Annotated in this window: 15 protein-coding genes; 10 read left to right on the top strand and 5 right to left on the bottom strand. The window is 24.7% G+C overall.

What is annotated here, in order from left to right; genetic code table 11:
- Positions 1–416 precede the first annotated feature (416 nt).
- Entirely contained in the window at positions 417–629 is a 213-nt protein-coding gene (gene rpmE / locus NBW53_RS08080) for a 50S ribosomal protein L31 (protein ID WP_250277766.1), read from the bottom strand.
- A 427-nt stretch (positions 630–1,056) separates the two neighbouring features.
- Between rpmE and gltX the strand changes: the two genes are divergently transcribed.
- The 9 genes from gltX (at position 1,057) to NBW53_RS08035 (ending at position 11,337) form a co-directional block, all read left to right on the top strand.
- Positions 1,057–2,481 carry a glutamate--tRNA ligase gene (gene gltX, locus NBW53_RS08075; protein ID WP_250277765.1) on the top strand — a complete coding sequence of 475 codons (1,425 nt, stop codon included), beginning with the start codon at positions 1,057–1,059 and terminating at the stop codon, positions 2,479–2,481.
- Positions 2,482–2,484: 3 nt separating this feature from the next.
- Positions 2,485–3,072, top strand: a complete 588-nt coding sequence (locus tag NBW53_RS08070) for a DNA-3-methyladenine glycosylase (protein ID WP_250277764.1) — start codon at positions 2,485–2,487, stop codon at positions 3,070–3,072.
- Between the two features lie 19 nt (positions 3,073–3,091).
- A complete protein-coding gene (nadD, locus tag NBW53_RS08065) occupies positions 3,092–4,276 on the top strand; it encodes a nicotinate-nucleotide adenylyltransferase (protein ID WP_250277763.1) in 1,185 nt (394 codons plus the stop codon).
- 10 nt (positions 4,277–4,286) lie between these two features.
- Entirely contained in the window at positions 4,287–4,649 is a 363-nt protein-coding gene (rsfS, locus tag NBW53_RS08060) for a ribosome silencing factor (protein WP_250277762.1), read from the top strand.
- A gap of 23 nt (positions 4,650–4,672) precedes the next feature.
- A complete protein-coding gene (locus tag NBW53_RS08055; RefSeq protein ID WP_250277761.1) occupies positions 4,673–6,274 on the top strand; it encodes a putative polysaccharide biosynthesis protein in 1,602 nt (533 codons plus the stop codon).
- 415 nt (positions 6,275–6,689) lie between these two features.
- A complete protein-coding gene (gene recD2 / locus NBW53_RS08050) occupies positions 6,690–8,942 on the top strand; it encodes an SF1B family DNA helicase RecD2 (protein ID WP_250277760.1) in 2,253 nt (750 codons plus the stop codon).
- A 7-nt stretch (positions 8,943–8,949) separates the two neighbouring features.
- The gene (locus tag NBW53_RS08045; protein ID WP_250277759.1) at positions 8,950–9,621 is read left to right on the top strand and encodes a ComF family protein; all 672 of its coding nucleotides are present in this window, start codon (positions 8,950–8,952) and stop codon (positions 9,619–9,621) included.
- Between the two features lie 198 nt (positions 9,622–9,819).
- Entirely contained in the window at positions 9,820–10,740 is a 921-nt protein-coding gene (locus NBW53_RS08040; protein WP_250277758.1) for a TIGR01212 family radical SAM protein, read from the top strand.
- Between the two features lie 63 nt (positions 10,741–10,803).
- A complete protein-coding gene (locus NBW53_RS08035; RefSeq protein WP_250277757.1) occupies positions 10,804–11,337 on the top strand; it encodes a DUF4364 family protein in 534 nt (177 codons plus the stop codon).
- A gap of 47 nt (positions 11,338–11,384) precedes the next feature.
- Here NBW53_RS08035 and NBW53_RS08030 read toward each other — a convergent pair whose 3' ends face one another.
- From NBW53_RS08030 to NBW53_RS08015, 4 genes are all read right to left on the bottom strand, one after another.
- Positions 11,385–11,552, bottom strand: a complete 168-nt coding sequence (locus tag NBW53_RS08030) for a hypothetical protein (protein WP_250277756.1) — start codon at positions 11,550–11,552, stop codon at positions 11,385–11,387.
- Positions 11,553–11,607: 55 nt separating this feature from the next.
- Positions 11,608–12,300 carry a DNA/RNA nuclease SfsA gene (gene sfsA / locus NBW53_RS08025; protein WP_250277755.1) on the bottom strand — a complete coding sequence of 231 codons (693 nt, stop codon included), beginning with the start codon at positions 12,298–12,300 and terminating at the stop codon, positions 11,608–11,610.
- A gap of 186 nt (positions 12,301–12,486) precedes the next feature.
- Positions 12,487–12,711, bottom strand: a complete 225-nt coding sequence (locus tag NBW53_RS08020) for a DUF378 domain-containing protein (protein WP_250277754.1) — start codon at positions 12,709–12,711, stop codon at positions 12,487–12,489.
- Positions 12,712–12,809: 98 nt separating this feature from the next.
- Positions 12,810–14,048, bottom strand: a complete 1,239-nt coding sequence (locus NBW53_RS08015; RefSeq protein WP_250277753.1) for a M16 family metallopeptidase — start codon at positions 14,046–14,048, stop codon at positions 12,810–12,812.
- Positions 14,049–14,352: 304 nt separating this feature from the next.
- Between NBW53_RS08015 and NBW53_RS08010 the strand changes: the two genes are divergently transcribed.
- Entirely contained in the window at positions 14,353–15,240 is an 888-nt protein-coding gene (locus tag NBW53_RS08010; protein WP_250277752.1) for a MurR/RpiR family transcriptional regulator, read from the top strand.
- Positions 15,241–15,242: the final 2 nt, after the last annotated feature.

Genomic DNA, 15,242 nt, shown 5'->3' with positions numbered 1-15,242 from the left:
CTATTTACCATTTTTAGTGATAGAAAAATATAAACAATTAAAATATTTTACAAATAAGAAATAGAAAATTTACTAATAGAAAAATTATAAACTATATATATGTTTTTATAATAAATATATATATAAAATACTTAGATACTTATAAATTAAATTATGATTTATTTATAGTGATAAATTTTAAAAATTTATCATTAATCTTAACAACAACCAATCTTGCTTTATTCATACAGTAACTTTTTAAAATAATTTTATACAAAATTAAAAATTATTTTAAATATATAAATATCATCTTTTAATAACATAATAAAATAAAGTTATATTTAGAAAGATTAGAAAGTTTATAAAATAAATTAAAAAAACCTAAAGAATTAAATCCTTTAGGGTTAATTTTTAATAATAAGTATATTAAAAATAAATTATTGTTGGTTAGTTCTACCATATTTTTTGTTGAATTTATCAACACGTCCACCAGCGTCAAGTAAAAGTTTTTGGCTACCAGTATAATATGGATGACATTTAGAACAAACCTCAACACGAATTTCTTCATTTGTAGAACCAGTTACAAACTCGTTACCACAGTTACATTTTACCTTAGCTTGAAAGTATTCTGGATGAATTCCTTCTCTCATTGTAAAACACCTCTTTCTAAAAAATTGAGATACATTTTGGCATCTCTATATTAACATAACAAATAGATTATAACATAGCTAATTATACATTGCAATAACTTTTACCATTTTTTTAATTTTAAAATTTTAATAATAAATTATTTTTTTAATATTTAAATAAAATAGTACATATAATATAATATTTGTGTTAAAATATACATAAGATTTATTTTTGTTAAATTTTTATAATTTATAGGCTTAATATATTAGAAGAATGAAGAGAAAATATTTTAGACTAATTTTTTATAAAGTATGTAAAAAAAATAATCTTGTTATTTTTTTGATATTGTAGACAAAGTCTACAACCTAGATATTAAATATTGCATTTTTTTTGTAAAAATGGTATGATATATTGAATAATAATGAAATAATGTAAATGGAGGATACTATGATTAGAACAAGGTTTGCACCTAGCCCTACGGGGTATATGCATATAGGAAATCTTAGAACAGCTCTTTATGAATATTTAATAGCAAAATCGGAAAATGGAAAATTTATACTACGTATAGAAGATACAGATCAAGAACGTTTTGTAGAAGGAGCAACAGATATTATTTATAAAACGCTTAAAATGGCAGGGATTAACCACGACGAAGGCCCAGACGTCGGTGGAGAATATGGCCCATATATACAAAGCCAAAGAAAAAATAATTATTTAGACTATGCTAAGCAATTAGTAGAAAAAGGTGAGGCCTATTATTGCTTTTGTGATAAAGATAGGTTAGATAGCTTAAAAGGAGAAGAGGGTATAGCTAAATATGATAGACATTGTATATCTTTATCTAAAGAAGAAATAGAAAAAAATTTAAAAGAAAATATACCTTATGTTATTAGACAAAAAATAAAAGAAGGTAAAACTACATTTGTTGATGAAGTATACGGTGAAATAACAGTAGAAAATGAAGAAATGGAAGACCAAATATTAATTAAATCTGATGGTTTACCTACATATAATTTTGCAAATGTTATAGATGACCATTTAATGAATATAACACATGTTGTTAGAGGTTCAGAGTATTTATCTTCTACACCAAAATATAATCTTTTATATGATGCTTTTGGTTGGGATATACCTACATATATTCATTTGCCACCAGTTATGAAAAACCAAACAGAAAAATTATCTAAAAGAAATGGAGATGCCTCTTTTCAAGATTTAATAGAAAAAGGATATTTACCAGATGCTATAGTAAATTATATTGCGCTTTTAGGTTGGTCTCCTTCTACTAATCAAGAGATATTTACACTAGACGAGCTTATACAAAATTTTGATGTAAAAGGACTTAGCAAGTCTCCAGCTATATTTGATATAGTAAAACTTACGTGGGTTAATAGTGAGTATATTAAAAAAATGGATTTTGATAAGTTTTTTGAAATGGCAGAGCCAGTTTTAAAAAGTGTTATAACAAAACCTTATAATCTTAAAAAAATAGCAGAACATATAAAAACTAGAATAGGTACTATAAATGATATAATAGATATGGTAGACTTTATAGAACAATTACCAGAATATAGCACAGAACTTTATATACACAAAAAAATGAAAACAGATGAAAGCATATCTTTAAATGTGCTTAAAAATATATTACCTGTTTTTGAAAATCTACAAAATTGGGATAATGATAGTATATATAATGCTATGATGGAGCTTGTAGCTAAAATGGAAGTAAAAAATGGTATAGTTTTATGGCCAGTTAGAACAGCTTTATCTGGAAAGCCTTCTTCTCCTTGTGGAGCTAGTGAAATGGCAGAAATTTTTGGTAAAGAAGAAACTTTATTAAGAATAAAAAAAGGTATAGAAAAACTTTCATAAATTATGGAAAAATTAAAAGAAAGCTTTTTTACAAGAGACGCCCTAACGGTAGGGCGTGAGCTTGTAGGGAAATATATTGTTAGAGAAATAGATAATGAAAAAATAATAGTAAAAATAACAGAAACTGAAAGTTATTTAGGTGATATAGATAAGGCTTGTCACGCATATGGTGGTAAAATAACAAATAGAACAAAAACTTTTTATATGAATGGGTCTACTATATATGTTTATTTAATATATGGTATGTATTATTGTTTTAATATTATTACAGATACAATAAATAAGCCTTCAGCCGTTTTAATAAGAAGTGCTGAGCCGGTAGAAAACATAGAAAAATTAAGTATGTTAAGATATAATAAAAGTTATAATAAGCTTAGTTTATATCAAAAGAAAAATTTTTTAAATGGTCCTGGTAAACTTTGTAAAGGGCTTAAAATAGATAAAACTTTTAATGAAAAAAGTATATTATCTAATGAAATATATATAGTAGATAATAAAGATTTTAATATAAATTCTGTAAAATGTGGCAAAAGAATAAATATAGATTATGCAGAAGAAGCAAAAGATTTTTTATGGAGATTTTATATATAGCTTGGAGTGAATTTTTTAGATGCAAAATTTTAAAAATATAAAAAAATTAGGTATTATGGGTGGGACATTTAATCCTGTACATTATGCACATCTTTTATCTAGTAGTTATGCTTTTGAAAGATATAACCTTGATAAAGTAGTTTTTATACCAACAGGTGAGCCACCTCATAAAAAAAATATTAATATAGCTAGTGGGCAAGATAGATATAATATGTTAAATCTTGCTATACAAGATAATCCTAATTTTTTTATATCAAGCATAGAGATAGACAGACATACAACAACATATACAATAGATACATTAAGACAGATAAAATCTATGTGTGACGAAAATGTAGAGCTTTATTTTATAACTGGTACAGATACAATAAATCAAGTATATAATTGGAAAGATACAGAAGAAATTTTTAATTTATGTAGATTTATAGTTACAACAAGACCTAAATATATTTTAGATGAAAATACTAAAAATTTAATAAATAAATATAAAGATAAAATATATTTTTGTGAAACACCAATGCTTGAAATATCATCTAGCAATATAAGAAAAAGAATAGAGCAAGAAAAAACAATTACTTATCTTTTACCAAAAAATGTAGAAGAATATATTTATAAAAATAGCTTGTATAAAACAGATTTTTTAAAAAAATATGAAAAACAAATAAATATATTAAAACAAAATCTTAATGAAAAAAGATTTTATCACTCTATACAAGTTGCAAAAGAGGCTAAAAGTCTAGCAATAGAACATAATGAAGATAAAGAAAAAGCATTTTTAGCAGGTCTTGTACATGATTGTTGTAAATGTTTTTCTTTACCTAAAATATATGAAGCTTGTGAAAAGTATAATTTTAAATTAGATGAAGTTTTAAAAAAGCAACCAGACTTAGCCCATAGCTTTTTAGGATATTATGTAGCAAAAGATATTTATAATATAAAAGATGAAAATATATTAAATAGTATAAAATATCATACTACTGGTAAAAAAAATATGTCTAATCTTGAAAAAATAATTTATATAGCAGACTATATAGAGCCTACTAGACCTTATTTTGAGGGAATATATAAGGCTAGAGAGCTTGCTTATAAAGATTTAGACAAGGCTATGGCATATATATTAGAAAATACTATACAATTTAATCTTAAAAAGGGACGTATTATACATCATTTAAGTATGGAAGCATACGATTATTACAAAAATTAGGAGGGAAAAAATGAACAAAGAACAAGTTTTTGAAGCAGTAAAAGTAGCATACAAAGCGTTAGATGATAAAATGGGAATAGATATAAAAGTAATAGATATAGCTAATTTATCACCTATTGCAGATTATTTTGTTATAGCAAGTGCTAGCAATTCAAGTCAGCTAAGAGCTATGGCAGATGCAGTAGAAGAAGAGCTACACAAACAATGTAATATACAAAAAACACATATTGAAGGATTTCAAACAAAAAGTTGGATTTTATTAGATTTTAGTGACATAGTAGTTCATTTATTTAATGAAGAAGACAGAGAGTTTTACAATATAGAAAGAATTTGGGCAGATGCTGAAACAATAGATGAAAATATTTTGAAATAAAATATTGCTAAGGAGGTATCTTGTTGAGCAAAACAAAATTTATAAAACAAGCAGCCATATTAGCAATAGCTAGTCTTTTAGTTAGGTTATTAGGGTTTTTATATAGATTACCTTTAACTAATATGCTAGGAGATGAAGGTAATGGTATATATAGTGCAGGATTTTATCTATACAACTTTTTTTTAGTTATGAGTTCGGCTGGATTGCCTGCGGCTATATCAAAAATAGTTTCTGAAAAAATAGCGTTAGAAGAGTATAGAAATGTTAAAAAAACTTTTAAAATAGCTCTTATTTTAGCATCAACAGTAGGGCTAATATTTGCAATAATTATGTTTGTATCTGCTAGATTTTTTTGTAAGATAATAGGTAGCCCTAATAGTTATTACACAATATTAACATTAGCTCCAACAGTTTTTATAGTGTCTGTTATGTCAGTTTTTAGAGGTTATTTTCAAGGGCTTGGAACAACTGTGCCAACAGCTTTATCACAGGTTATAGAGCAAATATTTAATGCAATTTTTAGTATATATTTAGCATATATTTTAGTTAAAATAAGTTTGCCTCTTGGGGCGGCAGGTGGTACAGCCGGAACTGGTATAGGTGCTTTGGCAGGTCTTATATATATATTAATAGTATTTTTTAATAAAAAGAGATATATAAATAGAAAATTAGCAAAAAGGACCCATAAATATAGGATAGAAACAAATAAAGAAATAGCTATAAAAATAGTAAAAACAGCTACTCCTATTATTGCAGGTACGGCTATTTTTAGTATGACAAACCTTATAGATATGCAAATGGTAAATAGTAGACTTTTGGCATCTAAAGCTTTTACAGATAGTCAAATAACGGCTTTATACGGTCAACTTACAGGTAAATATGTAACACTTACAACTTTGCCAGTTTCTATATCTACGGCACTTGCTACTGCCGTTTTACCTAGTATAGCTAGTAGTATGGTGCAAAAAGATAAAAAAACAGTTAGAAAAAAAATAGATATAACACTTAGGCTTACTATGATAATATCTATTCCAGCGGCTATTGGTATGGGAGTGTTGGCAGATGAAATATTGCTTTTATTATTCCCTAATTATTATGACGGTGGAAACCTTTTAAAATGGGGAGCATTAAGCATTATATTTTTAGCACTTTGCCAAATAATAACAGGTATTTTACAAGGTATTGGCAAAATGACAACACCAGCTAAAAATGCTTTAATAGGGTCTCTTATAAAAATACCTATAAATTATGTTTTAATAGCTATACCTAGCATAAATGTTATAGGTGCAATAATAAGTACAACGGTATGTTATATTGTAGCATCTATTTTAAATTTTAGAGCATTAAAAAAAGCTACTAAAATAAGACCAGATTATAATAGTATATTATTTAAACCAATGTTAGCATCTATTGTTATGGGTGTAGTTTGTCATTTTTCTTATAAAGGTCTATTTTATATAAGTAATAATAACACTATATCCACTTTATTTAGTATATTTATTGCAATGATAGTTTATGTTGTTAGCTTAGCTATTATAGGTGGTTTTAAAAGAGAAGATTTAATGTTGTTACCTAAAGGAGAAAAATTTATAAATATTTTATCTAAATTTAAATTAATAGATTAAAAATAAACTTTATTAGTATATAATAGGTTGTAGACAAAGTCTACAACCTTTCAAAAAAATAACAAGATTATTTTTTGAGGTAGTGTATGAAAAAAGTTAATTTTTTTGTATAAGGGCTAGAGTATTAAAAATTTAGCTTTTTGCACAACCCAAGGCAAAGCTTTGTTTTATGATTAGAATTTTTGTACAAAGTATAAAAATTAAAAAAATTAATTCAAAATATTTTGTCTTTAGTTTGACCTTATTAGTATATAATTCTAATAAGGTTATTTAATATATACACATAATAATTATATTTTTGAAAAAATTTTGTATTAATATAAAAACTATGATAAAATGTAAGTTAGGTAAAAAATTATGATAATAAGTAAATTTAAGTATAAAAATTATTTTAAAATTTAGAATGGGGATATAAATGGTAGATGTTATTAAAATAGAAGGTGTAGTAGAAAATATTATATATTTTAATGAAGAAAATGCATACACTGTTTTTACTATTTATTCTGAAGACTATGGAGATATTTTTTCAGAAGCAGAAATAGTTTGTGTAGGGTATATAGGAAATTTAAATGTTGGTGAAAATATATCATTAAAAGGTATGGTTGTAAATCATTCTACTTATGGAAAACAATTTAAAGTAGAAAGCTATGAAAAAACTGCACCTAAAACAGAAAAAGGTATAGAAAAATATTTAGCATCTGGTGCTATAAAAGGTATAGGCAAAACAATAGCAGAAAGAATAGTAGCAAAATTTGGTGTAGATACTTTAGATGTTATAGAAAGAACACCAGAAAAGCTATCTCAAATAAAAGGTATAAGCCTAAAAAAAGCCATAGAAATAGGTGAGATATTTTTAGAGCAAGAAGAGCTTAGAAAAGCTATAATTTATTTACAAAACTATGGGATATCATCTATTTTTGCTATTAAAATATATAAACATTTTAAGGCAAATACAATAGGTATTATAGAAACAAATCCATATAGATTAGCAGATACAATGTTTGGAGTAGGATTTAAACTTGCAGATGAGATAGCTCAAAAAGTAGGTATAGAAAAAGATTCTGAATATAGAATAAAAGCGGGTATAAAGTATGTATTAAACCAAAATTCAAATATTTATGGTAATGTGTATTTACCACAATCTATGTTGATAGAAAGAACAAAAGAACTATTAGAATTATCTGAAGATTTAATAGAGCCTAGTTTGTTTAATTTACAGATGGAAAGACAAATTTGTATTGAAAATAAAACAGATGATAATATGGTATTTTTAAATTCTTACTATTATGCTGAAAGTTATGTAGCTAAAAAGATATTACAGTTAGCTAAAAATAAAGAAATATATAATAAAAAATATGAACATTGGATAGAAGATATAGAAGCAGATAATAATATAATTCTTGCAGATGAGCAAAAACAAGCTATAAGAGAGGCTATGATTAATGGTGTATTAGTAATAACAGGTGGTCCTGGTACGGGTAAAACTACCACTATAAATTCTATTATAGCAATGCTTAAAAATGAAGGATATGAAATAGAGCTATGTGCTCCAACAGGAAGAGCCGCTAAAAGAATGTCTGAGGCAACGGGAATGGAAGCACAAACTATACATAGACTTTTAGGTATTAGCTTTTTTGAAGATGATAAAAAAAGACAAGTTTTTGAAAAAAATGAAGATATGCCAATAGAAGCAGATGTTATAATAGTAGATGAATGTTCTATGATAGATATATTATTAATGAGTGGTTTATTAAGAGCAGTAGCAAATGGGACAAGGCTTATATTAGTAGGAGATGTAGACCAGTTACCTTCTGTTGGAGCAGGTAATGTTTTAAAAGATATTATAAATAGTAATTGTGTAAAAGTAGTAAGACTAAATAATATATTTAGACAAGCTAAAGAAAGTGCTATTGTAACAAATGCTCATAGAATAAACAAAGGAGAATATCCTATATTAAATGAAGAAGATAAAGATTTTTTCTTTTTAAAACGTCATAATATAGAAGATGTAATTACCACTATTATAGAATTAATAACAATTAGACTTCCTAAATTTTTAGGTATAACAGATTTAAAAACTATTCAAGTTTTATCGCCTATGAGAAAATCACCAATAGGTGTAGATAATCTTAATACAGTTTTACAACAAGCTATAAACCCTTATAGTGTAGATAAAAATGAAAAAGAATTTAGAAATATTATTTTTAGAGAAGGCGACAAAGTTATGCAAATAAAAAATAATTATAGTATGACTTGGGAAATTATAAAAGATAGTAAATATTTAGATAATGGAGTAGGTGTATTTAACGGTGATGATGGAATAATAACTAAAGTAGATAACAAAAATGAGTATATAGAGGTTGTATTTGATGATTATAAATATGTAAGATATAATTTTACACAATTAGATGAATTAACGTTATCTTATGCTACAACTATACATAAGTCTCAAGGGAGTGAATATAATGCAGTTATAATGCCTATACATAGTGGAGCACCTATGCTACTTACAAGAAATTTATTATATACAGGTGTAACAAGAGCAAAAAAGATGGCCGTTATTGTGGGAATAGAAGAAACACTTAAAAAAATGGTGGATAATAATATACAGGTAAATAGATATACATATTTAAAAAATAGGATAATAAATTTATCACAATTTATATAGAATAAGTATGTTATTAAAAATTTTAAATAAAATACTAGATTTTCTATATCCTAATAAGTGTATATTTTGTGAAGAAGTTATGCCTATGGGTGAGGAAGAAAGTATTTGTAAATATTGTTATATGAATATAAATTTTATATGTGATGATAAAGAACCTAATTTATCTGTATTTTATTATGATGAAGCAACCAGATTTTCTATATTAAGGCTAAAATATAATAATCAAAAACAATATGCTAAAGTTTTTGCTAAAATAATGTATAATAAATTAACTAAAATAGATTTAAATAAGTATGACTTTATAATTTGTGTTCCTATGCATAGCAAAAAGAAGAAAAAGAGAGGATATGACCAAGCAGAAGTTATAGCAAAAGAATTATCAAAACTAACTAATATACCTTTTGAAGAAAATAACCTTATAAGAACTAAAAATACTTTACCTCAAAGTAAAGTATCCTTTGAAGATAGATCTAAAAATGTAAAAGGAGTTTTTAGAGTTATAAATCCAGATAACATAAAAAATAAAAATATTTTACTTATAGATGATATTTATACAACGGGAAATACTATAAATAATTGTGGAAAAGAGCTTAAAAAGGCAGGTGCAAACAGTATTTGTTATTTTACATTAGCAAAGGTAGATTATAATAAAGATTTAGATGATGAATATAACACATAAAATAATGTTATCAACATATAAATGTTGAAAACTATATATTTATTAACATTTTATCAAAGTTATTACTATATTTTGGTATGTTGATTATTGTGGATATGTTAAAAACTCTGTGGATAGTAGATAAATGGCTTTTTTTAACAAAATAATTATTGTAGATAAATAAATATAAAAACTATATTTAGTGTTAAGGGAGAAATTATGGAGCACAAAATAAGATATTATAATGCAAATAAGTTTTTTAGAGAAAAGTTTGGAGAAAAAATTATAAAAATATCTTTAGATGGAGGATTTACCTGTCCTAATAGAGATGGTAAGTTATCTTATGGAGGTTGCATATTTTGTAGTGAAAAAGGTTCGGGAGATTTTGCAGGAGATAGACATTTAGATATAGAAGAACAATTTAATATAAATAAAGAAAAAATGTCTAAAAAATGGAAAGATGGTAAATATATAGCTTATTTTCAGGCTTTTACAAATACTTATGCACCGTTAGATTATTTAGAAAAATTATTTACAAAAGCATCTACATTATCAGATGTTGTAGGTATATTTATAGCTACAAGACCAGATTGTATAACAGAAGATATAGCAAAATTTTTATCAAAGCTAAATGAAAAAATATATGTTTGTATAGAATTAGGGTTTCAAACTTCTAAAAAAGAAAGTATAAAATTAATAAACAGATGTTATAATAATGATGTATTTGAAAATTGTGTAAAAATGTTGAATAAATATAAATTAGATGTTATTGTCCATACTATTTTAGGTTTGCCCTATGAAAGTAAATTAGATATGTTAAATACTATAAAATATGTATCACAATTTGATATAAAAGGCATAAAACTTCAACTTTTACACGTAATACAAGATACAGCCCTACATAAACTATATAAAGCAAATCCTTTTAAAATTTTATCTTTAGAAGAATATGTTGATATAGTTGTGTCGTGTATAGAAATTTTACCACCAGATATAGTTATACACAGAATAACTGGCGATGGAGATAAAAATACATTAGTAGAGCCTAAATGGAGTTTAAATAAAAAATTAGTTTTAAATAGTATAAATAAGGAGCTAAATATTAGAGATACATATCAAGGTAAATTTTATATTAAATAAATTATCGACATAATAAAAAATTTATTGTATAATAATTATAACTATAAAAAATTAAGAGGTGTTATGATGAAAAACTCTTCACAGTTAGCAGAAAGTAAACTTATAATAATGTATATGTTACATAAAATAAATTTACCTATGTCATTATCCTATATACAAGAGTTTGCTTTAACTTATGAATATATGGATTATTTTTCTCTTTCTAACTATCTTAGTGAACTAGCAGAAAGTGAATATATTATTAAAAATGTAGAGCATAATAAAACAACATACACTATATCAAAAAAAGGATATAAAACATTAAATCTTTTTGAAAATCTTATACCTAATTATATAAAAGAAAAAATAAATGAATATGTAGCTCTTAATAAAAACCAAATAAAAAAAGAGCTTGATATAGTAGCTAATTTTACAGAAAATAATAATGAATATACAGTAAAATGTGCTGTTTATGAAAATAAAATGCCACTTATGGAAATTAGCTTAAAAGTAGCATCTAAAAAATATGCAAATACTATATGTGATAATTGGAAAAAAGATGCATCTAAATATTATTTATCATTTATGAAAACTTTATTAAATGATGATAAAGAATAAATGATTAAATAAATAAAATAGGTTGTAGAAAAAGTCTACAACCTATTTTATTTATTTATAAATATTAAACATAGACCAGTAATGAATAAACCAAAGGCTAATACATATCCCCACCAAGGGATAATAAGCACTAAAAGCATACCAAATCCTATAGAGGTTAATATTATACCTAAAAGTTTTGATAGAGTAATAACATATCTACAAGGTTTTCCCATTTTATCAGCTCCTAAATATATTTATATAATATATTCATATAAATATATTTTTGTACTAATCTATTATTACATCAATTTTACTATTTAAAAAAATTTCATCACTAGATACAAAACAATCATAAGCTAAAATATTTACATTATTATCTTGTGCATTTTTTAAGCTTTCATAAAAATCATAATGTGTTTTTTTATTAGGTTCAAAATATTTTACATTTTTTAATTGTATAATAAATAATATATATGTTTCATATCCATCTCTTTTAGCTTCAATCAATTCTCTTATATGTTTTATAGCTCGCTCTGATGGAGCATCTGGAAATCTAGCTATACCATTTTCTTCTAGAGTTACTCCTTTTACTTCTATAAAGCCTTTTTCACCAGTATTTTTTTCAAAATATATATCAAATCGTGAATTTTTATATTTAACCTCTTGTTTTAAATATGTAATATCTTTTAAATCAGGTATTAATCCTTTTTCTATTGCTTCTCTGGCTACATAATTTGGTATTTGACTATCTATATTTATTAATAAACTTCCTTTTTTTACGCATATAAGAGAATATTTAGTTTTTCTATTTATATTATTATTTTCTTCTACATAAATGTCTGTTCCTTTTATTAATAATTCTTTACATCTACCCGTGTTTTTTACGTGACAAAGCTCTATTTTGTTATTTATTTCTATTTCTGCAATAAATCTATTTTTTCTATTTATAAACTTAGCATATTTTATATTATTATATTTCATATGTACTCCTTTATATATTTATATAAAAATAAAGAGAGATTTGAGAACAAATTCCTCTTTATTTTTACTTATTAACTTTAGTTAAAGTGATACTTTATTTTCTATAAAAATAAATTTTTGTTTAAATTTTTATAAAAAATAATAGTTATATCTTTTTTGGATAATTTTTTATCCTTAAAGGTTTATTTACCTGTTAATATTAGACTGCGTATTGGTAAGCTTAGCGTATAAAGTTATACAGTATAAACCAGAAAGACCAACTAAAGCGTAAACAATCCTACTTACAAGAGAATCCATACCACCAAATAATGTTGCTACTAAGTCAAATTTAAAAAATCCAATAAGCCCCCAGTTTATAGCTCCTATTATTACAAGCGTAAGAGCAGTCCAATCCAAAGGTTTGGTTTGCATAAAAGTACCTCCTAACAAATAAGAATGTTTATAATAGCATTAAGCTATTACTTTTAGTTTACCCAATTATATTAAATTTATGTTAAATTTTTTTTACATTATATTTTTATATCGTCTACTCTACCTACTAAAGATATACTCATTTTATCCATATCAAAAACAGTATCTATTAAGGTATCTATATCTTCTTTTTTTATTGAGTCTACTTCTTTTATTATTTCATCAGGAGTTTTAATTTTATCTATTAAAATTTTAGACCTGCCAATACTTGACATTCTATTAGAAGTGCTTTCTAAGCCCATTATATAGTTACTTTTTAATTGTTCTTTAGTTTTTTCTATTTGTTGGATTGTTAATTTATTTTTTTTAAGAGAATTTAGTTCTGTTTTTATAATATCTAACGTTTTTTGCAGATGAATTTTATTAAGACCTACATAAATATTAAAAAGTCCGTTATTTATATAGTTAGAGTTATAAGAATATATAGAATATGCAATACCATTTTCTTCTCTTACTTTTTGAAAAAGTATAGAGCTCATACCACCACCTAAAATGGCGTTTAATAAGCTCATACTATAATTATATTTGCTTTTTAACGATATACCTTCAAAACCAATATTAAGATGAAGTTGTTCTATGTCTTTAAATATTTGAGCTTTTGATGGTATATAAATATACTTTTTATCTGCTTCTGTGCTAGCTTCACCAGTTGGCATATGTGATACTTTTTCTTTAATTTGTTTTAATACGCTTTCTTTATTAAAGCTACCTGCTATAGCTATTACAGTATTTTTTGCCACATATTTTTTATTTAAGTAATTAATAAAATCATCTCTTTTAAAATTTTCTACATTATATTTAGTACCTAGTACATTATTTTCTAATGGTGTATTTTTCCATACATTTTTTTGAAGCTCTGTAAAAACAACATCATCTGGGCTATCTTCATACATATTTATTTCTTCTATTATAACTTTTGATTCTTTTTCTATATCGATATCATCAAATTTAGAATTAAAAAGCATATCTGTTAAAATATCTATTGCTTTATCTATATGTGTGTCTAATACTCTAGCATAATAACAAGTGTATTCTTTAGATGTAAAAGCATTTAGCTGACCGCCTATATTATCCATTTCTTCTGCTATATCTTTAGATGTTCGTTTTTTTGTACCTTTAAATAGCATATGTTCAATAAAATGTGATATACCATTTGTACTTTTTGTTTCATTTATAGAACCATTTTTTATAAATATACCTAATGATGTGGAACGAACAGAATCCATTTGTTCCATAACAATAGATAGTCCATTTTCTAATTTTATTGTATCAAACATAAAATGCTCCTTTGCTAACTTATAATACATATATTTTACCCTAAAAACTATATATTACAATTAAACTATATTGTGCTTAATAAATTATTATTTTATAATAAGTATTTTTTATTTATTTAGGTATAAAAATAATAATATTAAAACATATTTTAAAAGTATTATAACATAAAATTTGATGATAAGTTATAAAAAATTAAAATATAGACTTGAAGTTTATAGCGTTTTAATATATTATAAATATAGAATATTTATTAATAGATTTAATTGTACATAAAATAAATATAATTTTAAAGGATATATACATATGTTTCAAGATGACTTACTTAATAAAATAAATGAAAAAATGCCTATTTTGAGCAAAGGTCAAAAAAGGCTAGCTTCTTTTATATTAGAACATTATGATAAAGCCGCTTTTATGACAGCATATAAGCTAGGAGAAGTAGTTGGTGTGAGTGAGTCTACTGTTGTAAGGTTTGCATCAGAAATGGGATTTGATGGCTATCATAAAATGCAAACTGAATTAGAAGCTATAATTAAAACAAAACTTACTGCTACACAAAGAATGAAAGTTTCTGCTGAGCAAATGTCTAAAAGTAATAAAGATATTTTAACTAATATATTAGAAAAAGATGCAGAACGTATTAAATATACATTATCAATGCTAGATAAAAATATCTTTGAAGAATGTGTAGAAAAAATATTAAAAGCAAAAAAAGTATATATAATAGGAGTTAGAAGTGCCAATTCTTTATCATCATTTTTAGCTTTTTATCTTAACCTTATGGTAGATAATGTAGTGTATGTAAATTCTTCTACGGCAACAGAAATATTTGAACAAATATTTAGAATAGATGAAAAAGACGTTTTAATAGGCATTAGCTTTCCTAGATATTCTAGAAGAACTATAAAGGCTATGGAATATGCTTTTTTAAAAAAAGCTACAACTATTGCTATAACAGATAGCAAAAACTCTCCACTTGTCAATTTTGCGACAAATAGCCTTATAGCAAGAAGTGATATGGTATCTTTTATAGACTCTTTAGTAGCACCTTTAAGCGTTATAAATGCTTTGCTTGTTGCTATTAGTGTTGCTAAAAAAGATGAAGTTATAACTACACTTGAAAATCTTGAAAATATTTGGAGTGAGTATCAAGTGTATAACTATCAACCAAATAAAAACTTTTTTAGGTGAAA

Origin of the sequence: [Clostridium] colinum, from assembly GCF_940677205.1 — a bacterium.
Lineage (GTDB): Bacteria > Bacillota > Clostridia > Lachnospirales > CAG-274 > Tyzzerella > Tyzzerella colina.
This window is presented reverse-complemented; position numbering and strand designations above follow the sequence as displayed.

Coding starts and splice junctions, on each gene's coding strand:
- sfsA (WP_250277755.1), bottom strand. CDS start 12,300: ATGAAATATAATAATATAAAATATGCTAAGTTTATAAATAGAAAAAAT.
- NBW53_RS08040 (WP_250277758.1), top strand. CDS start 9,820: ATGGAGCACAAAATAAGATATTATAATGCAAATAAGTTTTTTAGAGAA.
- NBW53_RS08010 (WP_250277752.1), top strand. CDS start 14,353: ATGTTTCAAGATGACTTACTTAATAAAATAAATGAAAAAATGCCTATT.
- NBW53_RS08070 (WP_250277764.1), top strand. CDS start 2,485: ATGGAAAAATTAAAAGAAAGCTTTTTTACAAGAGACGCCCTAACGGTA.
- gltX (WP_250277765.1), top strand. CDS start 1,057: ATGATTAGAACAAGGTTTGCACCTAGCCCTACGGGGTATATGCATATA.
- NBW53_RS08030 (WP_250277756.1), bottom strand. CDS start 11,552: ATGGGAAAACCTTGTAGATATGTTATTACTCTATCAAAACTTTTAGGT.
- recD2 (WP_250277760.1), top strand. CDS start 6,690: ATGGTAGATGTTATTAAAATAGAAGGTGTAGTAGAAAATATTATATAT.
- NBW53_RS08035 (WP_250277757.1), top strand. CDS start 10,804: ATGATGAAAAACTCTTCACAGTTAGCAGAAAGTAAACTTATAATAATG.
- NBW53_RS08020 (WP_250277754.1), bottom strand. CDS start 12,711: ATGCAAACCAAACCTTTGGATTGGACTGCTCTTACGCTTGTAATAATA.
- NBW53_RS08015 (WP_250277753.1), bottom strand. CDS start 14,048: ATGTTTGATACAATAAAATTAGAAAATGGACTATCTATTGTTATGGAA.
- rsfS (WP_250277762.1), top strand. CDS start 4,287: ATGAACAAAGAACAAGTTTTTGAAGCAGTAAAAGTAGCATACAAAGCG.
- rpmE (WP_250277766.1), bottom strand. CDS start 629: ATGAGAGAAGGAATTCATCCAGAATACTTTCAAGCTAAGGTAAAATGT.
- nadD (WP_250277763.1), top strand. CDS start 3,092: ATGCAAAATTTTAAAAATATAAAAAAATTAGGTATTATGGGTGGGACA.
- NBW53_RS08045 (WP_250277759.1), top strand. CDS start 8,950: ATGTTATTAAAAATTTTAAATAAAATACTAGATTTTCTATATCCTAAT.